The 22,689-nt window shown below is 68.9% G+C and carries 19 protein-coding genes, 2 tRNA genes and 1 riboswitch; of the genes, 15 read left to right on the top strand and 6 right to left on the bottom strand.

All coding sequences use genetic code 11. The features are described from left to right. The 3 genes from ACTHK2_RS01250 to ACTHK2_RS01260 all read left to right on the top strand — a co-directional run. The coding region (locus ACTHK2_RS01250; RefSeq protein ID WP_440243853.1) for a DNA glycosylase AlkZ-like family protein at nucleotides 1-336 on the top strand (336 nt) is incomplete at its 5' end. A 66-nt stretch (nucleotides 337-402) separates the two neighbouring features. After that, complete coding sequence (locus ACTHK2_RS01255) at nucleotides 403-879, top strand: MgtC/SapB family protein (protein ID WP_440243854.1); 477 nt, start codon at nucleotides 403-405, stop codon at nucleotides 877-879. 72 nt (nucleotides 880-951) lie between these two features. After that, on the top strand, nucleotides 952-1,563 hold the full coding sequence (locus tag ACTHK2_RS01260) for a hypothetical protein (protein WP_440243856.1): 612 nt from the start codon (nucleotides 952-954) through the stop codon (nucleotides 1,561-1,563). Between the two features lie 16 nt (nucleotides 1,564-1,579). Here ACTHK2_RS01260 and ACTHK2_RS01265 read toward each other — a convergent pair whose 3' ends face one another. Next, complete coding sequence (locus ACTHK2_RS01265; RefSeq protein ID WP_440243857.1) at nucleotides 1,580-2,401, bottom strand: hypothetical protein; 822 nt, start codon at nucleotides 2,399-2,401, stop codon at nucleotides 1,580-1,582. A gap of 75 nt (nucleotides 2,402-2,476) precedes the next feature. After that, nucleotides 2,477-3,790, bottom strand: coding sequence for a DEAD/DEAH box helicase (locus tag ACTHK2_RS01270; RefSeq protein WP_440243858.1), 1,314 nt, complete (start codon nucleotides 3,788-3,790; stop codon nucleotides 2,477-2,479). Between the two features lie 398 nt (nucleotides 3,791-4,188). Between ACTHK2_RS01270 and sugE the strand changes: the two genes are divergently transcribed. Together sugE and ACTHK2_RS01280 are read left to right on the top strand one after the other, a co-directional pair. Beyond that, the gene (gene sugE, locus ACTHK2_RS01275; RefSeq protein ID WP_440243873.1) at nucleotides 4,189-4,518 is read left to right on the top strand and encodes a quaternary ammonium compound efflux SMR transporter SugE; all 330 of its coding nucleotides are present in this window, start codon (nucleotides 4,189-4,191) and stop codon (nucleotides 4,516-4,518) included. A gap of 47 nt (nucleotides 4,519-4,565) precedes the next feature. Next, on the top strand, nucleotides 4,566-4,943 hold the full coding sequence (locus ACTHK2_RS01280) for an RNA-binding S4 domain-containing protein (protein WP_440243859.1): 378 nt from the start codon (nucleotides 4,566-4,568) through the stop codon (nucleotides 4,941-4,943). 40 nt (nucleotides 4,944-4,983) lie between these two features. On the opposite strand, the gene mutS is transcribed toward ACTHK2_RS01280, so the two are convergent. The 3 genes from mutS to ACTHK2_RS01295 form a co-directional block, all read right to left on the bottom strand. Beyond that, complete coding sequence (mutS, locus tag ACTHK2_RS01285; protein ID WP_440243860.1) at nucleotides 4,984-7,596, bottom strand: DNA mismatch repair protein MutS; 2,613 nt, start codon at nucleotides 7,594-7,596, stop codon at nucleotides 4,984-4,986. 50 nt (nucleotides 7,597-7,646) lie between these two features. Then, a complete protein-coding gene (locus tag ACTHK2_RS01290) occupies nucleotides 7,647-8,708 on the bottom strand; it encodes a hypothetical protein (protein WP_440243861.1) in 1,062 nt (353 codons plus the stop codon). 71 nt (nucleotides 8,709-8,779) lie between these two features. Next, on the bottom strand, nucleotides 8,780-10,411 hold the full coding sequence (locus tag ACTHK2_RS01295) for a tetratricopeptide repeat protein (protein WP_440243862.1): 1,632 nt from the start codon (nucleotides 10,409-10,411) through the stop codon (nucleotides 8,780-8,782). A 298-nt stretch (nucleotides 10,412-10,709) separates the two neighbouring features. Further along, nucleotides 10,710-10,881: riboswitch (cobalamin riboswitch) on the top strand. Nucleotides 10,882-11,103: 222 nt separating this feature from the next. Here ACTHK2_RS01295 and ACTHK2_RS01300 point away from each other — a divergent pair. From ACTHK2_RS01300 to recA, 5 genes are all read left to right on the top strand, one after another. After that, a complete protein-coding gene (locus ACTHK2_RS01300) occupies nucleotides 11,104-13,524 on the top strand; it encodes a ribonucleoside-diphosphate reductase subunit alpha (protein WP_440243863.1) in 2,421 nt (806 codons plus the stop codon). Between the two features lie 128 nt (nucleotides 13,525-13,652). After that, complete coding sequence (locus tag ACTHK2_RS01305; protein WP_440243864.1) at nucleotides 13,653-14,669, top strand: ribonucleotide-diphosphate reductase subunit beta; 1,017 nt, start codon at nucleotides 13,653-13,655, stop codon at nucleotides 14,667-14,669. After that, on the top strand, nucleotides 14,659-15,051 hold the full coding sequence (locus tag ACTHK2_RS01310) for an acyl-CoA thioesterase (RefSeq protein WP_440243865.1): 393 nt from the start codon (nucleotides 14,659-14,661) through the stop codon (nucleotides 15,049-15,051). Before ACTHK2_RS01305 ends, ACTHK2_RS01310 begins: the two co-directional genes overlap by 11 nt. A 65-nt stretch (nucleotides 15,052-15,116) precedes the next feature. Further along, the gene (locus tag ACTHK2_RS01315) at nucleotides 15,117-15,623 is read left to right on the top strand and encodes a CinA family protein (protein WP_440243867.1); all 507 of its coding nucleotides are present in this window, start codon (nucleotides 15,117-15,119) and stop codon (nucleotides 15,621-15,623) included. A gap of 121 nt (nucleotides 15,624-15,744) precedes the next feature. Continuing rightward, the gene (recA, locus tag ACTHK2_RS01320) at nucleotides 15,745-16,770 is read left to right on the top strand and encodes a recombinase RecA (RefSeq protein WP_440243868.1); all 1,026 of its coding nucleotides are present in this window, start codon (nucleotides 15,745-15,747) and stop codon (nucleotides 16,768-16,770) included. Between the two features lie 23 nt (nucleotides 16,771-16,793). On the opposite strand, the gene ACTHK2_RS01325 is transcribed toward recA, so the two are convergent. After that, nucleotides 16,794-17,618 (bottom strand): DUF4214 domain-containing protein, encoded by an 825-nt coding sequence (locus ACTHK2_RS01325; protein ID WP_440243869.1) that lies wholly within the window; start codon nucleotides 17,616-17,618, stop codon nucleotides 16,794-16,796. Nucleotides 17,619-17,740: 122 nt separating this feature from the next. Here ACTHK2_RS01325 and ACTHK2_RS01330 point away from each other — a divergent pair, with 122 nt between their 5' ends. From ACTHK2_RS01330 to ACTHK2_RS01350, 5 genes are all read left to right on the top strand, one after another. Continuing rightward, nucleotides 17,741-18,238 (top strand): regulatory protein RecX, encoded by a 498-nt coding sequence (locus ACTHK2_RS01330; protein ID WP_440243870.1) that lies wholly within the window; start codon nucleotides 17,741-17,743, stop codon nucleotides 18,236-18,238. 64 nt (nucleotides 18,239-18,302) lie between these two features. After that, nucleotides 18,303-20,945: an alanine--tRNA ligase gene (gene alaS, locus ACTHK2_RS01335; protein ID WP_440243871.1), complete on the top strand. Its 2,643-nt coding sequence runs from the start codon at nucleotides 18,303-18,305 to the stop codon at nucleotides 20,943-20,945. A gap of 249 nt (nucleotides 20,946-21,194) precedes the next feature. Continuing rightward, nucleotides 21,195-21,407, top strand: coding sequence for a carbon storage regulator CsrA (csrA, locus tag ACTHK2_RS01340; protein WP_440243872.1), 213 nt, complete (start codon nucleotides 21,195-21,197; stop codon nucleotides 21,405-21,407). An 80-nt stretch (nucleotides 21,408-21,487) separates the two neighbouring features. After that, nucleotides 21,488-21,580: transfer RNA gene (locus ACTHK2_RS01345), tRNA-Ser, on the top strand. Nucleotides 21,581-22,513: 933 nt separating this feature from the next. Next, a tRNA-Arg gene (locus ACTHK2_RS01350) sits at nucleotides 22,514-22,590 on the top strand. The last annotated feature ends 99 nt before the right edge of the window (nucleotides 22,591-22,689 follow it).

The following is a 22,689-nucleotide window of genomic DNA, read 5'->3' on the forward strand; positions in this document are numbered from 1 at the left end:
GCCGCGACGATGTTCGGCTTCGACTACCGCATCGAGTGCTACGTGCCCGCGCCGAAGCGGCGCTACGGCTACTACGTGCTGCCGATCCTGCATCGTGGTCGCCTCGTCGGGCGGCTCGATGCGAAGGCGCATCGGGCCGAGGGCGTGTTCGAGGTCAAGGCGCTCTTCCTCGAACCGGGCGTGCAGGCGGACGAGGCCTTGGTCGCGGCGCTCGCCGCAGCGATCGGCGACTGCGCCGCCTGGCATGCGACGGCGCAGGTACGGCTCGGCCGCTGCGATCCGAAGGCGTTGCGCGGGCCGCTGCGCGCAGCGCTCGCGGATTGCGCGAACGCGTAGCGGGTTGCCGCGCCGCATCGATCTGCGCAAGATCGCCCGGCGTGCATGCGTCGCGAGGAGGCATCGATGAGCTTCGAGGAGATCGGCACGATCGCGCTTCGCCTCGGTCTTGCCGTCGTCGTCGGCGGTCTTATCGGCCTCAACCGCGACCTGCACCGCAAGCCCGCCGGCGTGCGCACGCATGCGCTCGTCAGCCTCGGCACCGCGCTGATGGTGATCGCGATCCTGCCGCCGGGGAGCACGCTCGATCAGCGCGTCGACGCGCTCAGCCGCGTGATCCAGGGCGTCCTCACCGGCATCGGATTCCTCGGTGCGGGGGTGATCCTGCACGACGCCGGCAACGGGCGCGTGCGCGGGCTCACGACCGCAGCGACGATCTGGGTCACCGCACTGATCGGCGTCGCCTGTGGCGCGGGCCAGTACGCCGCGATCACGATCGCGTTCGTCTTCGGCGCGCTCGCGGTGCTGTTCGGCGGCAGCATCGAGCGCGCGTTCCGGCGTCGTTTCCCCGACCGCACCGACGACGACCGGCCACTTCCATGAGCCGTGTCATGCATGCGGCATGGCGAGCGATTAGGATGTAGCGGTCGACCCGTCACAGAGCCGGAGGTTCCGATGCGCCTCATGCATGGCGTACCACTGCTGGTGTCGCTCGCCGCTTCGTCCGCATGCGCGAGCGAGCCGCCGAAGGCATCCGAGCCGCCACGGCCCACATCCGTCGAAGCCTCGACCGCGCGTGGCCTGCTGCGCATGCCCGCGCAGGCGCGCGTCGGCGAGACGCCGCTGCCCGATGCGAAGATCGAATTCAGTTGCACGACGGGCCAGGGCGGGGCGCTGCAGGTCGCGGTGATCCTGCCCGCGCCGGAAGCGGTCGCCGGATTCCCGCTCGAGGCGTTCGAGGGGCCGGACGGCATCGGCGAGACGAAGACGCTCGCGAAGTGGTCGATGCTCGGGCCGAACGCGATGGAGGTCGCCGGGCCGATCTCGGGCTGGCGCGGCGTCGACGGTGACGGCTTCCTGCTCGCGAGTTCGCGTCGCTCGAAAACCGAAACGGATCTCGCGCGCCTGTTGCGGCGCTGGGTCAATGACGGCGGCCAGCAGCTCTGGCTCACGGTCGATCCCCCCGCGGGCGGTGAAAAGCTCGAGGTGCGCGCGATGCCCGAAGGCTGGCGCACGCGCCTCGGCGTCGCGCTGTCGCAGTGCTTCGCGGTCGTACATCACCGCTGAGCGCCCCCGGGGGCGCTCAGAGCGTCTTGCCGATCACGTCGCTGAGCAGGGTGAAGTCCGAATCGAGCGCGACGGCTGCGCCAGTCGGCAGGCCATCGACGGCGTCCGCGCGCATCGAGGTGAGGTGCATCCAAGGCTCCGCGTGCGTCGGGCCGGGTACGGTGGCCATCCAGCGCGGCTTGTTCTCGTTCTCGCCGTGCCTGAGCATCCGGAATTCGACCGGCGCGATGTACTGGCGCGGTTCGAGCGGGGCCGAGCTGCCGTCGGCACGCTGGACGGTCCAGGCGCGCGCCGCGTTCAAGGCCGATCGCTCGAACAGTCGCCGCCATTCCTCGGCGACATTGGCGTTGGCCGTGGTGGCACCGAGGTTCGTCTGGTAGGCGCCCGCGTTGCGTACCTTGCCGTTGGCGTCGACGTCGAGCACGAGGAGTACGCGTGCGCCGAGTCCGGCGCTCGCGGCCGCGTAGGGGTACTTCGGCGCCGGGATGCTCTTGATCCTGACGTCGTCGCCGAACGAGGCCGAGGTCAGGCGCAACTGGTACGTGTCGCGCTCGGTCGGGATCGCCTGGAGGCTCAGGCGCATCGTCGTGCGCGCGACGACCGGTTTGCCGTCACGCACGATCGGCTGGAAGCGCCATTTGGCCACCGCGGCCTCGACCGCCTTCTTCGCTGCCGCGTCGGTATCGCCGTCGATCGCATAGCTGCGAACGGAGCCGTCGGGGCCGACTTCGAGCGTGCCGTTCAGGGAAAGCACGTATTCGGTCTGCGGAGCGGCGAACGCCGCGCCGGCGAGCAGGGTGAAGGCGACAGCCAGAGCGATCCGCCACTTCGTGCGCATTTGGATACTCCTTTACAGAGTGCGCAAGTGTAGCAGCTGCGCCGCGCGTCGCAACGCGCGGCGCCCCGATCGCGGTCAGGCCGGGCGCGAGTTGCGCTGGCCGCCGCCGCGCTGCGGCTTGCGGTTGCGCGCACCCGGGTGTGCGCCGTTGCCGCCGTTGTTGCCGACGTGCGGGCGGCGCGCGTGGCGCTGCGGCGGACGCTGGTTCTGCTGCGGGCGCGAGCGCGCCGAGTCGTCCAGGCGCAGCGGCTGCGACGGCTCGAAGCCGGCGACCGCTTCGACTGCGATGTCCTGCTTGAGCAGGCGGCGGATGTCGCGCAGCAGGCCGTCTTCTTCGTGCGAAACGAGCGAGATCGCAAGGCCCTCCGCGCCGGCGCGACCGGTGCGGCCGATGCGGTGCACGTAGTCCTCGGCGACCATCGGCAGGTCGTAGTTGACGACCATCGGCAATTGGTCGATGTCGAGGCCGCGCGCCGCGATGTCGGTCGCGACGAGCACGCCGACCTTGCCGCTCTTGAAGTCCTTGAGCGCGCGCGTGCGCTGGTTCTGGCTCTTGTTGCCGTGGATCGCGGCGGCGGCGAGGCCCGCCTGCTCGAGCACGCGCGCGAGCTTGTCCGCGCCATGCTTGGTGCGGCCGAACACGAGCGTCTGGCGCGCGTCGTTGCGAAGCAGGTGCAGCAGCAGGTCGCGCTTCTTCGCCGCATCGACCGGGTGCACGCGATGCGTGACGGTCGCGGCGACGCTGTTCGGCTTGGCGATCTGGATCTCCACCGGGTCGCGCATGAATTCGCCGGCGAGCGCCTTGATCTCCGGCGCGAACGTCGCCGAGAACAACCACGTCACGCGGTTCTGCTTGGGCAGATGGCCGAGGATGCGCTTGATCGAGGGCAGGAAGCCCATATCGAGCATGCGATCCGCTTCGTCGAGGATGAGCACCTCGATCTGCGAGAGGTTCACGCTGCGCTGCTGGATGTGGTCGAGCAGGCGGCCCGGCGTCGCGACGAGGATCTCGACGCCGCGACGCAGCGCCTCGACCTGCGGCTGCATGCCGACCCCGCCGAAGATCGTCGTCGCGCGCACGCCGAGGTGCTTGCCGTAGGCGCGCACGCTGTCGTGTACCTGCGCGGCGAGTTCGCGCGTGGGCGTCAGCACGAGTGCGCGCGGCGCCTTCGGCGTCGCGGGCCTGCGCTCACCGGTGTAGAGCCGATGCAGCAGTGGCAGCGAGAATGCGGCGGTCTTGCCGGTGCCGGTCTGCGCGCCGGCGAGCAGGTCGCGGCCTTCCAGCGCCGGCGGGATCGCCGCGGCCTGGATCGGGGTGGGATCGGTATAGCCTTGTTCGGCGAGCGCGCGCAGCAGCGCAGGCGCAAGCCCGAGGGTTTCGAACGACATGGTGGACTCCTGATGACGAGTCGGCACACGAATGTGCCGTGCCGGCATTTCCGTCGATGACGAGCGGAAGGCAGGCAGCACCCAGCGTTCCCAAGAAACCGCGCTGAAGGTGCGAAGATGGGCGGATCGAGGCCGGGATGGCCGGCGATTCCGGAATGAGGCGACGAAGCCGATCGGTGCGGAACGCTGATCGCGCCGGGAGGCGACGATCGGGTGCGCTCCAGAGGGAAAACCGCGTAGCGGCGCAACAGACCGGGCGCACGATACACGAAGTCCCGCGGTTCGGCCACTTGCACGCGCGCACCGACGTCTCGCCATTCAGTTTTGCCGCGTTGACCTGCCACGGCGCCGCGCCTAGGCTGCTTCGACGTATTCACCGCCGGCGCCACCCGATGTCGTTGCCCTGGATCTATTTATTGCTCGCCGGCCTCGCCGAGATCGCATGGGCCGTCGGCCTCAAGTACACCGATGGCTTCTCGCGTCCGCTGCCGACACTCGCGACGGTCGCGGGCATGACCGTGAGCTTCTGGCTGCTCGCACTCGCGATGCGTGAGATTCCGCTCGGCACCGCCTACGCGGTGTGGACCGGGATCGGCGCGGTCGGCACGGTCATCCTCGGCATGGTGCTGTTCGGCGAATCGCGCGATTTCGCGCGACTCGCCTGCATCGCATTGATCGTCGCGGGTGTGGTCGGCCTCAAGTGGCTCGGCGGAGCGGGCCAGGCGTGACGAAGCCATCGGATCGGACGGCGGCAGCCGCCGAGTCACGCGGGGGCGTGCGTCTGGACGTCTGGCTGTGGGCAGCGCGCTTCTACAAGACCCGCTCGCTCGCCAAGCAGGCGATCGAAGGCGGCAAGGTCGAGCTCGGCGAAGGCAGCGCGCGTCCGGCGCGCCTCGTGCACGTCGGTGACCGCCTGCGCGTCGCGCGCGGCGAGGAGCGATACGAGATCGACGTGCTCGGCCTCAGCGAAACGCGCGGACCCGCGAGCGTGGCGCAGCAGTTGTACGGCGAAACCGAAGCCGGCCGCGCCGCGCGACTCGCCGCCGCGGAGCAAAGGCGGCTCACGGGCGCGGGCTACGCCAAGCCGCCGAGCAAACCGGACAAGCGTGCGCGGCGGTTGATCCGTGCGCTCGGCGACATCGACGCGCTGTGAGCGCTCGGCGCGACGCGTATCCTCGTGACGGCGCAGCGGCTCAGGTGAGTTTCTTCAGGCGATAGAGCGCATCGAGCGCTTCGCGCGGCGACATCGCATCGGGATCGAGCGCGCGCAGCGCTTCTTCGGCGGGCGAGGGCAGCGGTGGCGCGAACAAGCCGAGTTGCGGTTGCGCTTGCGCGGCGACGGCCGCCGTGTCGCGTGCGCCGCTTTCGAGCGTGCGCAAGGTCGCGCGCGCGTCGGCGATCACCGCCTTGGGCAAGCCCGCGAGCGCGGCGACCTGCAGGCCGAAGCTGCGGTTGGCCGGACCTTCCTTCACCGCGTGCATGAACACGAGCTGCTCGCCCCGCTCCTTGTCGTTGAACTCGACCGCATCGAGGTGCACGTTGGCGATGCCGTCGACTTCGCCCGCGAGTGCGGTGAGTTCGAAGTAGTGCGTCGCGAACAGCGCATAGGCGCGATTCACGGTCGCGAGGTGCAGCGCGCACGCGCGCGCGAGCGCGAGGCCGTCGTAGGTCGACGTGCCACGGCCGATCTCGTCCATGAGCACGAGGCTGTGCGCGGTCGCGTTGTGCAGGATGTTCGCGGTTTCGCTCATCTCGACCATGAAGGTCGACTGGCCGCGCGCGAGGTCGTCGCCCGCGCCGATGCGCGTGAAGATGCGATCGATCGGGCCGATCGTCGCGCTGTCGGCGGGGACGTGGCTGCCGATGTGCACGAGGAGCACGATGAGCGCCGCCTGGCGCATGTACGTCGACTTGCCGCCCATGTTCGGGCCGGTGACGACGAGCATGCGCCGCCCGTCGTGCAGGTCGAGGTCGTTCGGCTCGAACGGATCGCTGCGCACCTGTTCGACCACCGGGTGGCGGCCGCGCACGACGTGGATGCCGCCGGTGTCGGCGAGCGTCGGCCGGTTCCAGCGCAAGATGTCGGCGCGCTCGGCGAGGTTGGCGAGCACGTCGAGCTCGGCGATCGCCGCGGCGGCCACCTGCAACGGCGCGAGCCGCTGCAGCAGCACGTCGAGGATGCCGTCATAGAGCCCGCGTTCGCGCATCAGTGAGCGCTCGCGCGCCGACAGCACCTTGTCCTCGAAGGCCTTGAGCTCTTCCGTGACGTAGCGCTCGGCGCCCTTGATCGTCTGCCGGCGCGTGTAGTGCACCGGCGCCTTGTCGGCCTGCCCCTTGCTGATCTCGATGTAGTAACCGTGCACGCGGTTGTAGCCGACCTTGAGCGTCGGGATGCCGCTCGCGGCCTTCTCGCGTTCTTCGAGGTCGACGAGAAACTGGTCAGCATTCGTTGCGAGCGCACGCAGTTCGTCGAGTTCGGCATCGAATCCGCCGCGCACGACGCCGCCATCGCGCGCGAGCACGGGCGGGACGTCGACAATCGCGGCGGCGAGGTAAGCGGCGGTGTCGGCATGCTGACCCAGCCGGTCGACGAGATCGCCGAGCAGGGGGCTCAGGCGAGACGCGCCATCGTCCTCGAGCGTGCCGCGCGTCGCGACGATCGCCTCGGCGAGCTTCGGCGCGAGCGCGAGCCCATCGCGCAGTGTCGAGAGGTCGCGCGGCCGCGCCGAACGCAGGGCGACGCGCGCAAGGATGCGTTCGAGGTCGCCGATGCCGCGCAGGACTTCGCGCAGGTCTTCGTACCGGCGCGCATCGACGAGGCTGTCGACCGCCTGCTGGCGCCGGCGCAGCACGGTGCGGTCGCGCAGCGGGCGATGCAGCCAGCGGCGCAGCAGGCGCGCGCCCATCGGCGTGATCGTGCGGTCGAGCACGCCGAGCAGCGTGTGCTCGCGGTTGCCGCTCGCGTGCGTGTCGAGTTCGAGGTTGCGGCGCGTCGCCGCGTCCATCGCGAGCGTCTCGTCGGCCGTCTCGACCGCGAGCCCTGCGAGATGCGGCAGCGCGGCCTTCTGCGTTTCCTGCACGTAACCGAGCAGGGCGCCCGCGGCCGCGACCGCGAGCGACATGCCGTCGCAGCCGAAGCCGGACAGGTCGCGTGTGCCGAAGAATCGCGCGAGTTCGCGCTGCGCGGTGGCGGTGTCGAAATGCCACGGCGCGCGCCGACGCAAGCCGGGCAAGCCCGTGACGAATGCGGGCCACGCGACGTCTTCGCCGACCAGCGTCTCCGCGGGCGTGAGGCGCGCGAGCTCGGCCGCGAGTGCCTCGGCATCGGCCGCTTCGCCGAGCAGGAAGCGGCCCGCGGAGAGATCGACCCAGGCGAGTCCGTAGTTCGACGTGCCCGCGGCGATCGCGAGCAGCAGATTGTCGCGGCGCTCTTCTAGCAGCGCCGCGTCGGTGACCGTGCCCGGCGTCACGACGCGCACGACCTTGCGTTCGACCAGGCCCTTGCTCGCCGCCGGCTCGCCGAGCTGCTCGCAGATCGCGACCGACTCACCGAGCTTGACCAGCCGGGCGAGGTAGCCTTCGACCGCGTGATACGGCACCCCCGCCATCGGAATCGGCGCCCCCGCCGACGCCCCCCGCTGGGTCAGCGTGATGTCGAGCAGCCGCGCGGCCTTGCGCGCATCCTCGTAGAACAGCTCGTAGAAGTCGCCCATGCGGAAGAACACGAGCGTGTCGGGGTACTCCGCCTTGGCGGCGAAGTACTGGCGCATGAGCGGCGTGTGTTGCGAAACGTCGACGGCAGACATCCGGTCCGGCCTGGCGGGCTGACCGGATAGTCTAGCGTGCGCGGGCGCGACTACGCGGGTTCGTCGAAGCCGTCGTCGAAGACCACATCGGGCGGTACCCAGATCGGTGCCCCGATCGTGTCGAGGCCGGTCTGCGGGCCGGTGATCACCTGGCTCGGGGCGACGTTGCCGTCGTCGTCGAGGGCGAACACGAGCAGCTTGTTGTCCCCCGCTTGCACGTCGGCGCTCACGCTCGCGATGAGGCGACGCCGCAGGGGGTCGATCGCGAGGCCGAGCAGGTACGAACCGGATGGCAGTTCGAGGCCGGTCGCCGCGCCGGCGATCGTGCGCAGAGGCGCGACGTTGCCGTCGGCGTGATCGTCGAACGCGATGATGCGTGCGGACACCGAGCCGTCGGGCTGGCGCGTATTCGCGGCGACATGGAGCACGTGCGCCTGCGCGTCCCAGGCAATGCCGCCGACCCAGCCGCCTAGGCCGGTGAGGTCGCCCTTGATCACGCGCTTGGGTGCGGTATTGCCCGCATCCGCGCGGTTGAATACGAGCACCTTGGGCGCGAACGACGGCCCGAAGTCGCTGTCGGTGAGTGCGACTTCGTCGCTCGCTTCGAGGTAGGTGAGCGACGCGGGATAGTTGAGCTGGGTCACGCTGGTCGACGAGCCGCCCCAGTCGAGCAAGTGCAGCCAAGGCGCCTCGCCGCTCGCCTCGAGCGCGAAGCCGATGAGGCAGCAGCCGCTCGCGGTCGTGAGGAGTTCGCCGTGCGGCGGGTCGAGCGCGACCGTGCGCGGCTGCCCGAGGATCGGTGGGTCGAGCACGCGCAGCGGGGCGACGTCGCCGTCCGCGTAGGCCGGGAACACGCGGATCGCCTGGCCCCAGAAGTCGGCGACGTACACGCTGCCTTCGCTCGCCTGATAGCTGCCTCCGGTCGCCGATACGATCGTCGACTGCGGACCAGCGAGCGTGCGCAGCGGCGCGACGTCGCCGTGCGCATCGTCGGCGAAGGCGCGCAGTGCTTGCGGTGCACCGCTGCCGTCGCCGTAGCTGCCGACGAGGATGTCGGCGCGTGCGGGCAGGGTGGCTGTGACGAACAATGCGAAAGCGAGCGGGCGGATCATGGCGGAATGCCTCCAGTTTCCTGCCACTACGCGATTCGGGGCCGAATCCCCGAACGACGCGAGGTGCGGACTCAGGCCGGCACGAGGTCGAACGCGATCGAAAGGCGCGTGCCGTTGCCGCGGAACGGGCGCGTGCCGTGCCAAAACCACGATGGAAACAACACGAGCAGGCCGGGCTCGGGCTTGATGAAATAGTCGGCGGGCAGTGCGGTCGGCGTCGGCACGCCGCATTCGCCGAATGCGACCCAGCCGGCGCCGTCGCGCTCGGCCATGCCGGGCGGCAACTCGATGCAGCACGCCGATGACAGCCAGCCCTGCCGGTGGACGTGGCTCACGTGATGGCCGCGGCTTCGCAGGCGCACCGACCGCATGTCGGCGACGCGGCAGGCACCGGTGTTGCGCCGGCGCAGTGGATCCGCGCCGTGGCCGAGGCCATCGAGATAGCGTCGCACCGGGCCTTCGATCGCGCGCGCGAACGCACGGGTCGCCGGATCGGTAGCGCACGCAGGGTCGATCGAAACCTGGGTACCGCGACGCAGGGTCTGGTTGGCCTGCGGCTGCGACGCGTGGCGGCGATGCAGCGCCGCGGCGAGATCGCGCAGGTACGCCGCGAGGTCAGGCCAGCCCGGTGGCGTGTCGAGCATCGACGCGCGCACGAGCGTCGCGTAGTCGCACGACGCCGGGCGGTGGTCGTCGCCGAGCAGGCGCCATGCGCTCGTGCGCAGCGCGAGCGCGTGCGCATCGCAGGGATCGTGGCGCAGCATTTCGCCGGTCACCGCGAGCACGTCGTGCGCGCGGCCGAGCGCGAGCAATGCATCGGCGTGGGCAGCGACGACGTCGATGCGACCCGGCGCGCTGCGGTGTGCGCACTCGACGTGGACGAGTGCGCGCGGTGGGTCGAAGCCGATGGCGAGCTGCGCCGCCGCGACGTGCAGGTCCGGGTGCCGGGGTGCGTGTGCAAGCCCCGCGGCGAGCGTGGAATAGCCGCGCTCGAGCGCGCCGGCGCTCTGCAGAAGGCGTGCCTTGGCGATGCGCAGCAGGACATGCGCCGGTTGCGCACGCAACGCCGTGTCGAGATCGGTCGCCGCGGCCGCCGCATCGCCGCTGCGCATCCAGACGAGTTCGGCGAGGTTGGTGTGCGCGGCCACGTGCGCGGGGCTCAGGCGAAGCACGTGCCGGAACTGTGCTTCGGCTTCGTCGAAGTGGCCGCCGTCGAACAGCGCGCGCGCGAGGACGAAGCACGCGTCGGGAAGCTCGGCGCCCTTGCCGATCGCGCTGCGCGCGGCGAGCGCGGCCGCTTCGTGCTGGCCGAGCCGGCCGAGCGCGACCGCGAGCCCGAGTTCGGCCGCGCCGTCGTGCGGCGACGCCGCGACCGCCTCGTGATATGCCGGCACTGCCGCTTCGATGCGGCCTGCCGTGAGCAGGGACTGCGCGCGCAGCAACAGCAGGTCGGCCGGGACGCGGAATGTCGCGCCGACGAACCGGTCCAGCAGGGTGGCGGCTTCATCGGCACGCCCGGAGGCGAGCAGCATGCGAGCGAGCAGGGCGACGGCGGCTGCGTCGCGGGGATGGCGCGCGAGGAGGTCGCGCAGCAACCGCTCCGCTTCGCTGCCGCGTCCTTCGCGCTGCAGGCGTGCAGCGTGCTCGACGCCGTGTTTCGCGTCGCCTTGATGGGCGAGGAAGGCGAGCTGTGCGTTCAGCACGAAGCGACTGCGCCTGGCGTGGTAGCGGCCTGTCCGTGGGCGGCGCGGGTGTGGGTTGCCGGCATGTCCCCTGTCCCTATCGATGCGCGCGCGGCACGCGCCTCCGCAGCATTACGTACGATGCTCGACGTCGACTTGCATCGCCAGATCGATCGCGTTGCGGGAATTGCGCGAACGCGATGATCACGTGCGTGCGGCACGCATGGGCTCGATGACACGAACGAGCAACGCCCCGGGTCGTGGCGCATGCGCGCCCGAACACATAACCGTTTGGCCGTCGAAGGCGCCCAGCACAACATCTGGGTCGCCGGCGTTATGCCGGCGAGGGAATCCGGTGTGAGTCCGGAACTGCCCCGCAGCGGTGAACGGGAACGAACGACGCCATCAGCGCCGGGCCGGAAGGCACGGGAAGCGGCGTCCAGTAGGTGAGGGCCCCCCCTCGCGCCCGCGAGTCCGAACACCCGCCCCGACCGCCCTGCCGCAAGGCGTGGCGCAGGCTCGAAGGCCCTCGCGGGAGGGGCTGGCCGGAAGTCGGTGCGCCCGTCCGGGCCGCTTTCTTTCGTCGGCATCCATCCGCAGGTCTTCTTTCGCTCGCGGGAGCGAAGGCCGGCGGGGTGCGGACGGTCGTCTCGTTCCGTGCAACGCCGTGCCGTTCTCCTCGCGGGTTCCACCGCTCGCGAAGGAGAACCGCCATGTCCATTCCCGAAGTCGACGAGGCCGTCGTTTCGACCGCGGCTGCTTCCCCGGCGCAGCCGGGTTTCCGCCTCACGGCGCCGCATGCGGGGCCGATGTCGATGTTCGTGACCAAGCGCTCGGGCGCGAAGGAGCCCGTCGATCTCAACAAGATCGTGCGCGCGGTCACGCGCTGTTGCGACGGCTTCGCCGACGTCGACCCGATGCGCGTCGCGCTGAAGACGATCGCCGGGCTCTACGATGGCGCGTCGACGCGCGAACTCGACGAGTTGTCGATCCGCACCGCGGCGTCGTTCATCGCCGAGGAGCCGGAGTACTCGAAGGTCGCCGCGCGGCTGCTCGCGGGTTACATCGACAAGGAAGTACAAGGCCTCGGCGTGCATTCGTTCTCGCAGTCGATCCGGCTCGGCCACGACGCCGGCCTCATCAACGAACGCGTGCTCGCATTCGTCGAGGCGAACGCGCGCAAGCTCAACGATGCGGTCGACCCGGCCCACACGCGCCGCTTCGAGTACTTCGGCCTGCGTACGTTGTATGACCGCTACCTGCTCAAGCATCCGACCTCGCGCCAGGTGATCGAGACGCCCCAGCAGTTCTGGCTCCGCGTTGCCTGCGCGCTGAGCGAGCAGGTCGGCGACGCGATCGAGTTGTATGGCCTGTTCGCGCGCCTCGACTACGTGCCGAGTTCACCGACACTGTTCAACTCCGGTACGCGCCACGAGCAGCTGTCGAGCTGCTTCCTGCTCGATTCGCCGACCGACTCGCTCGAAGCGATTTACGACAAGTACCGCGACGTCGCGCTGCTGTCGAAATTTTCCGGCGGCATCGGCGTCGCCTGGCACCGCGTGCGTGCGGAGGGCTCGCTCATCCGCTCGACCAATGGCCTCAGCAACGGCATCGTGCCGTGGCTGAAGACGCTCGATTCGTCCGTCGCCGCGGTGAACCAGGGCGGCAAGCGCAAGGGCGCCGCGTGCGTCTACCTCGAGCCGTGGCATGCCGACACCGAGGCATTCCTCGAACTGCGCGACAACACCGGCGACGAGGCGCGCCGCACGCATCACCTCAATCTCGCCAACTGGATCCCCGACCTGTTCATGCGGCGCGTGGACGCCGATGGCGCATGGTCGCTGTTCGATCCGAAGGACGTGCCGGAGCTGCCCGACCTCTGGGGCGAGGCGTTCGAGCAGGCCTACGTGCAGGCCGAGGCGCAGGGCCTGGCGCGCAAGACGCTCCCGGCGCGCGAACTCTATGCGCGCATGATGCGCACGCTCGCGCAGACCGGCAATGGCTGGATGACGTTCAAGGATGCGTGCAACCGTGCCGGCAACCAGACCGCGCGTGCCGGCAATACCGTGCACCTGTCGAACCTGTGCACCGAGATCATCGAGGTCACGAGCGGCGGCGAAACCGCGGTGTGCAACCTCGGCTCGATCAACCTCGCCCAGCACCACGACGGCGTCGCATTCGACTTCGACAAGCTCGCACACACGGTGCAGGTCGCGGTGCGCCAGCTCGATCGCGTCATCGACCTCAACTTCTATCCGATCGACGACGCGCGCGCATCGAACCTGCGCTGGCGCCCGGTCGGGCTCGGCCTGATGGGCCTGCAGGACGTGTTCTTCGCACTGCGCCTGCCGTTCGACGGCGCCGCCGCACGCGAGCTGTCGGCGCGCGTGTCGGAGGAGATCTACTACTGGGCGCTGCGCACGTCGCTCGAGCTCGCGCGCGAGAAGGGCGCGCATCCGGCGTTCGCGGAAACGCGCGCCGCGCGCGGTGAATTGCAGTTCGATGCCTGGAATGTGAGTCCGCGCGATGGCGCGCGCTGGGACGCGTTGCGCGGGGAGATCCGCGCGCACGGCCTGCGCAATTCGCTGCTCGTCGCGATCGCGCCGACGGCGACGATCGCCTCGATCGCCGGCTGCTATGAATGCATCGAGCCGCAGATCTCGAACCTGTTCAAGCGCGAGACGCTCTCGGGCGACTTCCTGCAGGTCAACCGCTACCTCGTCGACGAATTGAAGCGGCTCGGCCTCTGGACGGCGGAGATCCGCGACGCGATCAAGCTGGCCGAAGGTTCGGTGCAGTCGATCGTGGCGTTGCCGGAGGAACTGCGCACGATCTACCGCACCGTGTGGGAGATGCCGATGCGCGCGCTGATCGACATGGCCGCCGACCGCGGCGCGTTCCTTGACCAGAGCCAGTCGCTGAACCTGTTCATCGAGAACCCGAACATCGGCCAGCTCTCGAGCATGTACATGTATGCGTGGAAGCGCGGGCTGAAGACGACCTACTACCTGCGTTCGCGCCCGGCGACGCGTATCGCCAAGGCGACGGTCGGCGCGCCGCCGAAGGCGTACAGCGACAGCGAGGCGCTCGTCTGCTCGCTCGAGAACCCCGAGCTCTGCGAGGCGTGCCAATAGTTTCCCCTCTCCCCCGGGAGAAGGGCCCGAAGGGCGGATGAGGGTTCGGTGCCGCCGAATCGCTCCCGCCGCCCCAATCCTCACCCCGACCCCTCTCCCGACGGGAGCGGACCCAAGGCCAATCCTCCATGACGCATTCGACACACCGCCTGCTCGACCCCGGTTTCGACCTCACCCTGCGGCCGATGCGCTATCCACAGTTCTATGAGATGTATCGCGCCGCGATCAAGAACACCTGGACCGTCGAGGAGATCGACTTCCAGATCGACCTCGGCCATCTCGCGCAGCGCATGACGCCGGCCGATCGCCACCTGATCGAACGCCTCGTCGCGTTCTTCGCGACCGGCGATTCGATCGTCGCCAACAACCTCGTGCTCAACCTGTACCGGCACATCAATGCGCCCGAGGCGCGCATGTACCTGTCGCGCCAGTTGTACGAGGAAGCGCTGCACGTGCAGTTCTACCTGACCCTGCTCGACAACTACATCCCGCAGCCGGACCGGCGCGCCCAGGCGTTCGCCGCGGTCGAGAACATCCCGTCGATCCGCCGCAAGGCCGCGTTCTGCCAGCGCTGGATCGATTCGATCCACGGGCTCGGGCGGATCGAATCGGACGACGACCGGCGCTCCTTCCTGCTCAATCTCGCCTGCTTCGCGGCCTGCATCGAGGGGCTGTTCTTCTTCGGCGCGTTCGCCTACGTCTACTTCCTGCGTTCGCGCGGCCTGCTGCCCGGCCTCGCCGCGGGAACGGCCTGGGTGTTCCGCGACGAGTCGGCGCACATGGGGTTCGCGTTCGAGGTGCTGCGCACGGTCGAGCGCGAGCAGCCGCATCTGTTCGACGAGCGCTGGGCCGCGCAGGTGACCGAAATGATCGGCGAGGCTGTCGAGTGCGAGACGCAGTTCGCCGAAGACGTGCTCGGCGGCGGCGTGGTCGGCATGACCCTGAAGGAGATGCGCCAGTACCTCCAGTACGTTGCCGACCAGCGCCTCGCAATGCTGCACCTGCCGCCCCGCTACGGCGCGCGCAATCCGTTTCCGTTCATGGAACTGCAGGACGTGCAGGAACTCACCAACTTCTTCGAGCGCCGCGTGTCCGCCTACCAGGTGGCCGTGCAGGGCGAGGTGGGGTTCGATCATGCGTTCTGATGCGGCGCGGACCGAGGCTCGCGTCGTCGAGATCGTGTTTCCCGACCATTGCAACCACCTCGGCACGCTGTTCGGCGGCCAGGCGCTCGCATGGATGGACAAGGCGGCGTTCCTCGCGGCGAGCCGTTTCTGCGGGCGCACGGTCGTCACCGCGCGCTCGGACCGCATCGATTTCCGTCGTGCGGTGCGGCTCGGCGAAATCGTCGAGCTCGTCGCGATCGTGGTCGGCGTCGGGCGCAGTTCCATGACCGTGCGCGTCAGCCTGTCGAGCAAGGCGACGCCGGGCGCGCCGCCGATGCTCGCGACGAGCGGCGAGTTCGTCATGGTCGCGGTCGACGACGCGGGCCACGCCGTCGCGGTCGATCGTGCGATCGGAGCGTAACGTCGCCTTCGCACGGCGCTGCGCGCCGCTGTGGCATCATGCAGCGTTCCGCCACGGGAGCCATCATGAACACGGACCTGCCGAGCGACGTCGAGCTGCATGCGCTCGCGCAAGCCGTGGCGGAGTGCCTGATCGCGCGGGGTCAGACCGTGGTCGCGGCGGAGTCGTGCACGGGCGGGTGGATCGCCAAGGTGCTCACCGACATCCCCGGGAGCTCCAGCTGGTTCGAATGCGGCGTCGTCGCCTACAGCTACGAGGCGAAGGAGTCGTTGCTCGGCGTGCAGCCACAGACGCTCGAACGCCACGGCGCGGTGAGCCAGGAAACCGCGGTCGAGATGGTCTCGGGTGCGCTCGCGCGCTACGGCGCGAGCGTCGCGGTCGCGGTCACCGGCGTCGCAGGGCCGGGCGGCGGCACATCGGAGAAGCCTGTCGGCACGGTGTGGATCGGCTGGAAGCGGCGTGGCGGCTATGCGCGCGCGGAGCTCTTCCACTTCGACGGCGACCGCGAGGCGGTGCGGCGACAGACGGTCGGTGCGGCGCTCGACGGCGTTCGGCGGATTCTTACGAGCTGAGGCGCGCGCCGCGCGTAGCGGATGCGCGTGGCTGTGGGATAATCGCGTGACGAAACGTCTTACACGCTGAGACGCCGCGACGGCACCTTTGCCGCACCCACACGATATCGAGGAATCCGCGATGGACGACAACAAGCGCAAGGCGCTCGCCTCCGCACTCAGCCAGATCGAGAAGCAGTTCGGCAAGGGCGCAGTGATGCGCATGGGCGACAAGGCCGATGAAGCGATCGACGTCGTGTCGACCGGTTCGCTCGGCCTCGACATTGCGCTCGGCATCGGCGGCCTGCCGCGCGGACGCATCGTCGAGATCTACGGCCCGGAATCGTCGGGCAAGACCACCTTGACCTTGCAGGTCATCGCCAACTGCCAGCGCAATGGCGGCACGGCTGCGTTCGTCGACGCCGAGCACGCGCTCGACCCGAGCTACGCGGAGAAGCTCGGCGTCAATGTCGACGACCTGCTCGTGTCGCAGCCCGATACCGGCGAACAGGCGCTCGAGATCGCCGACATGCTCGTGCGCTCCAACGCGGTCGACGTCGTCGTCATCGACTCGGTCGCGGCGCTCACGCCGAAGGCGGAAATCGAAGGCGAGATGGGAGATTCGCACGTCGGCCTGCAGGCGCGCCTGATGAGCCAGGCGCTACGCAAGCTCACCGCGAACATCAAGAAATCAGGCACTTTGGTGATCTTCATCAACCAGATCCGCATGAAGATCGGCGTGATGTTCGGCAACCCCGAGACGACCACGGGTGGCAACGCACTGAAGTTCTACGCGTCGGTGCGCCTGGATATCCGCCGCATCGGCAGCGTCAAGCGCGGCGAGGAAGTGATCGGCTCGGAAACGCGCGTCAAGGTGGTCAAGAACAAGGTCGCCCCGCCGTTCCGCCAGGCCGAATTCGAAATCCTCTACGGCGAGGGTTCCTCGCGCGAAGGCGAGCTGATCGAGCTCGGCGTCGCCCACAACATCGTCGAGAAGTCCGGCGCCTGGTACAGCTACAGCGGCGATCGCATCGGCCAAGGCAAGGACAACACGCGCCTCTACCTCAAGGAGCACCCGGAAATCGCCGCGGCGATCGACGCGCAGCTGCGCGCCACATTGCTCGCCAAGGGCGTGAAATCCCCGATGGTGGAGATGGAAGAAGCCTGAGCCGGCCCGCCCGGGGTCTGGCGCTATCGATCGGAATGCCTGCGCAGCAACGACAGCGTGCTGCGCAGGCGTGTACTCAACGGCACCCTGCTCGGTAGCTCCTGCCGCGGCAGATCGAGGCGGGCGGCATACGGAAGCAGATAGGCGGGGTGCGTGGAGAGGAACTTCGCTTCTTCGCTCTGGCGCAATGTATTCAGCACGCTCCCGCGGGTCAGCCGCCCGGTCGCCAGTGCATCGGTGAATGCACCGAGGCCGGAGGGATCGGCCGGTCGGCCGAGCACCGAGAAGTAGGCGGAATGGACGAACTCCTGGTCGTTGGCGAGGTGGTCCGTCTTGCGCGCCTTCACATCGTACAGCCACCCGTCCCGGATCGACGCCTCGCAGACCAGCAGCCCCGCATTGCGCAGATGCGCTTCCAGCGTCGCCGCGGTGAATCCGGCGAGATGATAGTCGCCGTTGTAGGCCTGTGTTCCGTAGACGAGATGGATGATCTCCTCCGCCATCGCGGCACTGCGCCGCTCGGGCCGGCAGAGCAGGTCGAACATGCCCGCGAGCGAGGGCACGCGTACGTGCAGCACGCCTTCGGGCGCGAGCAGGCGGGACCATTCGGCCAGCGCCGGCGCCGTCTTCGCGCGCTCGAAGTGTTCGAGCACGTCCTGCGCGAGGACTTCGTCGAATGCGCCCGACGGCAGCATCGGCATCGAGACGACATCGGCGATGAGATCGGGCCGGTGCACCGCGTGCAGGTCGACGTTGAGGTAGCCTTCGCGTCGATCGTATCCGCACCCCACATTGATCTTGCGCGGCAACGGATCGGGCAGGGCTACGGCGGTGTCGTGGTCGGTCATGGAGTCGAGGCGGGTATCCGGGAAAGCGTGATCGCCCCCATGCGGGGCATGTCCCGCAGCGATCCGTTGACGACGGCGAGAGCATACCCGGTGCCGCCGCGAGTCGACAGCCGAGGTATGCGATGAAGAGCAGGGTTCGGCGAGGTGCGCAAGGCGGTGGGCCATCGGGCTACGACCGCGCCCTCGGCTTGCTCGCGCGGCGCGAGCATTCCGCGCGGGAGCTGAAGACCAAGCTCGCCAGGCGCGGGCATGGCACCGACGAGGCCGGCGACGCGATCGAGCGCCTGCAGCAGCAGGACTACCAGAACGACGCGCGCTTCGCCGCGGGCATCGCGCGCCAGCGCAGCGCGCAGGGCTACGGACCGCGGCGGATCCGCGCGGAACTGAAGTCGCACGGCCTCGCCGAAGCGGCGATCCGCGAAGCGATCGCCTCGCTCGACGGCGATTGGGACGCGGCGGCTGCCGCCCAACTGCGCCGACGCTACGGCGCGAAGGCGCCCGCCGATCGCGACGAACGCAGCGCCCGCGCCGGTTTTCTCTTGCGCCGCGGCTTCGATCCGGCGACAGTACGTGCCGTCACGCAGGCCGAAGTGGACGATCCGGGCGAAGAGTTGGATTGATGGCTCGAAATCCGGACCGCATCTTCGGCGTGTCCGCCTTTCGCATCCGCCCCGATCCGTCCCGATGAAAACCTCCGAAATCCGCTCCGCGTTCCTGGAGTTCTTCCGCTCCAAGGACCACACGATCGTGCCGTCGAGTTCGCTCGTGCCGTCGAACGACCCGACGTTGCTGTTCACCAACTCCGGCATGGTGCAGTTCAAGAACGTGTTTCTCGGCAGCGAGAAGCTCGGCTACGTGCGCGCAGCCGACGTGCAGCGCTGCCTGCGCGCGGGCGGCAAGCACAACGACCTCGACTCGGTCGGCTACACGGCCCGCCACCACACGTTCTTCGAGATGCTCGGCAACTGGTCGTTCGGCGACTACTTCAAGCGCGAGGCGATCGCCTGGGCGTGGGAGTTCCTGACCGGCGTGCTCGGGCTCGAGAAGGATCGCCTGTGGGTCACGGTCTACCACACGGACGACGAGGCGTACGCGATCTGGAAGGACGAGATCGGCATACCCCCTCAGCGCATCGTGCGGATCGGCGACAACAAGGGTGCGCCGTACGCGTCGGACAATTTCTGGCAGATGGCGGACACCGGCCCGTGCGGCCCCTGCACCGAGATCTTCTACGACCACGGCCCCGGCATCTCCGGCGGGCCGCCGGGATCGCCGGACGAAGACGGCGACCGCTACATCGAGATCTGGAACCTCGTGTTCATGCAGTTCGATCGCGCCGCGGATGGCACGCTCTCGAAGCTGCCGGCGCCCTGCGTGGACACCGGCATGGGGCTCGAGCGTCTCGCCGCCGTGCTCCAGCATGTGCATTCGAACTACGAGATCGACCTGTTCCAGCGCCTGATCGGCGAGGCGGCGCGCCTCACCGGCACGGGCGACCTCGAGAACAAGTCGCTGCGCGTGATCGCCGACCACATCCGCGCGTGCGCGTTCCTCATCGTCGACGGCGTGCTGCCCTCGAACGAGGGGCGCGGCTACGTGCTGCGCCGGATCATCCGCCGCGCGCTGCGCCACGGCTACATGCTGCAAAAGAGCGGGCTCGACCAGATTCAACCGTTCTTCCATGCGATGGTGCCGGCGCTGATCGAGGTCATGGGCGACGCATATCCGGAGCTGCCGGCCAAGCGCGATCTCGTCGAGCGCGCGCTCAAGGCCGAAGAGGAGCGCTTCGGCGAGACCCTCGAGCAGGGCATGAGAGTATTCGAGGACGTCGCGCGAAAGTCCGGCAAGACCATTCCCGGTGCCGATGCGTTCCGCCTATACGATACCTATGGCTTCCCGGTAGACCTCACCGCGGACATCGCGCGCGAGCGCGGCTTGTCGGTCGACATGGCCGGCTTCGAGGCAGCGATGGAGCAGCAGCGCGAACGCGCGCGCTCGGCGAGCCAGTTCGACAGCAAGGCGACCTTGCCGGCGGACGTCGCGAGCGCGCTCGCGCCCACGGTGTTCCTCGGCTACGAAGTGCCCTCGGCGAGCGGCGCGAACGTCGTCGCGATCGTGCGTGACGGCCGTGCGGTCGACGTGCTCGGCGACGGCGAGGAGGCGGTCGTGTTGCTCGATCGCACGCCGTTCTACGCCGAGTCGGGCGGCCAGGTCGGCGACACGGGCGTCCTGCGCGGAAAAGGCGGACGCTTCGATGTCGCCGACACGATCAAGCTCGGCGGCGTGTTCCATGCCCATCTCGGGCGCTGGCACGGCACGCCGCTGCACAAGGGCGCCACGCTCGACGCCGACGTCGACGCGGCGCGTCGCCAGTCGACCGTGCTCAACCACTCGGCCACTCACCTGCTGCACGCGGCACTGCGCCATGAACTGGGCTCGCACGTGCAGCAGAAGGGCTCGCTGGTCGCGCCCGACCGCCTTCGCTTCGACTTCGCCCATTTCCAGCCGATCGGCGCCGAGGAACTGCGCCGGATCGAGGATCTCGTCAACGCCGAGATCCGCCGCAACGCCCCGGCCGAGGTGCGGGAGATGGCGTACCAGGACGCTCTCGATTTCGGTGCGATCGCGCTGTTCGGCGAGAAATACGGCGACGAGGTGCGCGTCCTCAGGATGGGCGAATTTTCGACCGAACTGTGCGGCGGCACGCACGTCGGCCGCACCGGCGACATCGGCCTGTTCAAGATCGTCAGCGAAAGCGGTGTCGCCGCAGGCGTGCGCCGCATCGAGGCGGTGACCGGCGCCGCGGCGATCGCCTTCGTCGCCGAGGAGGAACGGCGCCTGGACGAGATCGGCGACCTGCTGTCGGCGAACGGTCCCGAGATCGTCGACAAGCTGCGCCAGGTGTTCGAGCGACAGAAGAAACTCGAGCGCGAGCTGGAGTCGTACAAGGCGAAGGCGGCGAGTTCCGCGACGCAGGATCTCGCGGCCTCGGCGCGCAACGTCGGCGGCGTGAGCGTCGTGGCAGCGCGCGTCGACGGCCTCGACGCCAAGGCGCTGCGTGACGGCGTCGATACGCGCAAGCGGAAGCTCTCGGATTGCGTCGTGCTGCTCGCCTCGGCGAGCGACGGCAAGGTCGCGCTGGTCGGCGGCGTCCATGGCGCGGCGCTCGGCCGCGTCAAGGCAGGCGACGTCGTCGCCCACGTTGCCGCGCAGATCGGCGGCAAGGGCGGTGGACGGCCCGACATGGCGCAGGGCGGTGGCGTCGATTCGCCGGCGCTCGACGCGGCGCTCGCAGCCCTTGCGGGGTGGCTGGAACAGCAGATGTAAATGTAAAGAAAACGTGTCGGCGCAGGGCGTTCCGTTCATTGCGCGTGCCGGATGCCTTGGTTAGTATCGGGCAGCTTCGATATCGGCGCCGGCGCCGCACAGGGCGCAGCGAGAATGCCGAATCGGGGTACATAAACAGGGGAAGGGTAGCGAGGGAGGCTGCCACTTGGTCCCCAAGACCGCATGGGCAGGGTGAACGCTGTCGCACATGCGGAGCCAAGGACCGACAAACGTGTTAAGGAGAGCCACATGCTTATTTTGACTCGCCGGGTCGGCGAGACGTTGATGATCGGAGACGAGGTGACCGTCACGGTACTCGGCGTCAAGGGCAACCAGGTCCGCATCGGCATCAACGCACCGAAGGACGTGGCAGTGCATCGCGAAGAGATCTACCAGCGCATCAAGCGCGAACTCGCACCGGGCGAGGAATCCGCCGAAGGCCCAGGCGGCCACGCAAACTGAGCTTTACCCGCATCGACGTTGCCGCTATCCTGCGCGGCCGGACGCGAGCAGCCGTGACGCTGCCGCGGACCAACGATCCCGGAGAGATGCCCGAGAGGCCGAAGGGGCTCCCCTGCTAAGGGAGTATAGGGTCAAAAGCTCTATCGAGGGTTCGAATCCCTCTCTCTCCGCCAGTAACGCAACACGCCCCTTCTGGGGCGTTTTGCCTTACTGGGGGACAAGTGCAGGGTGGAGCACCGGCGCGCCTTCGGAGAGGGCAGCAGTTCCCATTGCGTCCGGCCCTTCGCCCCTTGGCCAGCGGCTTCGCCGGACCCCGCATCGCCGCCCGCGAGGCTGCGCCTCGCGGATCCGCGGTCGTCGGCCGGGTGCGCCGACAGCGCATCCCTGCGCTGACGACGCACGGCGCGCGATCCCTCGCGCCCCCTTAGGGCCTTTTCGGCCGCCGCCCGCCGGCGCCGAGGGGACCCCGGTGGAGCAGAGCAGGAGCGCGAAGGGCACGAGCACGAAGAGCACGAGCAAAACGAGCCTCCTCTTGTTCGCCCCGGAAGGCGGGACCCAGCGTTTTCGAACCGCGCAGGACCTGGATTCCGGGTTTCGCCTGAATGACGGCGCTTTGCTTGTGCTCGATGGCGCTGCGAACGAAGCGCCGCGCAGCCACCGTGCCGGATCATGGTTGCGCGCACGACGTCGAGCCCGTCGTCCCGGCGAAAGCCGGGGCCCGGCGTCTTCACGCCGCACTTGGTCCGCCCGCGTGGCAATGCCGACGGCCGCGGCGCTGCGGTTCGTTCGAGGAGATCCCGGCAACGTGCGTCGAATCGATGTCGCGATTTCCTGCGGTCCACACGTCGATCCTGTGTCGCGAGCCGCGCATTGCGTGGATCGCAGCCCGCAACGGCGGCTCCGCGTCATCGCCGTCGAGTTCCGCTGCCCACAGAATGGACAGCTTCTGCGCAAACTCTCGCCAATCGCGACGAATGTTGCAGAAAAAGGTTGACGCCCGGGGTCGCGATCAGAATAATCGCGCGCCTTCCGACGCTGTTTCGAAGCGGTTCGCCGAGGTGTTATGCTAGGCGACCGTCGTTCGGCGACGGGGAACAGGTTGCAACGCGCCCGTAGCTCAGCTGGATAGAGCACCAGGCTACGAACTTGGTGGTCGGGAGTTCGAATCTCTCCGGGCGCGCCACTTGTACTCGAAGGGTGCTTCGGCACCCTTTTTGTTTCTGCAGGAATCCGGTGGTCGCGATGCGCAGGGATGGCGGGCGCGACGGTGATCCGGATTGAC

Origin of the sequence: Dokdonella sp., assembly GCF_051958935.1 — a bacterium.
GTDB lineage: Bacteria > Pseudomonadota > Gammaproteobacteria > Xanthomonadales > Rhodanobacteraceae > Dokdonella_A.

Coding starts and splice junctions, on each gene's coding strand:
- ACTHK2_RS01255 (WP_440243854.1), top strand. CDS start 403: ATGAGCTTCGAGGAGATCGGCACGATCGCGCTTCGCCTCGGTCTTGCC.
- ACTHK2_RS01260 (WP_440243856.1), top strand. CDS start 952: ATGCGCCTCATGCATGGCGTACCACTGCTGGTGTCGCTCGCCGCTTCG.
- ACTHK2_RS01265 (WP_440243857.1), bottom strand. CDS start 2,401: ATGCGCACGAAGTGGCGGATCGCTCTGGCTGTCGCCTTCACCCTGCTC.
- ACTHK2_RS01270 (WP_440243858.1), bottom strand. CDS start 3,790: ATGTCGTTCGAAACCCTCGGGCTTGCGCCTGCGCTGCTGCGCGCGCTC.
- mutS (WP_440243860.1), bottom strand. CDS start 7,596: ATGTCTGCCGTCGACGTTTCGCAACACACGCCGCTCATGCGCCAGTAC.
- ACTHK2_RS01290 (WP_440243861.1), bottom strand. CDS start 8,708: ATGATCCGCCCGCTCGCTTTCGCATTGTTCGTCACAGCCACCCTGCCC.
- ACTHK2_RS01300 (WP_440243863.1), top strand. CDS start 11,104: ATGTCCATTCCCGAAGTCGACGAGGCCGTCGTTTCGACCGCGGCTGCT.
- ACTHK2_RS01305 (WP_440243864.1), top strand. CDS start 13,653: ATGACGCATTCGACACACCGCCTGCTCGACCCCGGTTTCGACCTCACC.
- ACTHK2_RS01310 (WP_440243865.1), top strand. CDS start 14,659: ATGCGTTCTGATGCGGCGCGGACCGAGGCTCGCGTCGTCGAGATCGTG.
- ACTHK2_RS01315 (WP_440243867.1), top strand. CDS start 15,117: ATGAACACGGACCTGCCGAGCGACGTCGAGCTGCATGCGCTCGCGCAA.
- recA (WP_440243868.1), top strand. CDS start 15,745: ATGGACGACAACAAGCGCAAGGCGCTCGCCTCCGCACTCAGCCAGATC.
- ACTHK2_RS01325 (WP_440243869.1), bottom strand. CDS start 17,618: ATGACCGACCACGACACCGCCGTAGCCCTGCCCGATCCGTTGCCGCGC.
- ACTHK2_RS01330 (WP_440243870.1), top strand. CDS start 17,741: ATGAAGAGCAGGGTTCGGCGAGGTGCGCAAGGCGGTGGGCCATCGGGC.
- alaS (WP_440243871.1), top strand. CDS start 18,303: ATGAAAACCTCCGAAATCCGCTCCGCGTTCCTGGAGTTCTTCCGCTCC.
- csrA (WP_440243872.1), top strand. CDS start 21,195: ATGCTTATTTTGACTCGCCGGGTCGGCGAGACGTTGATGATCGGAGAC.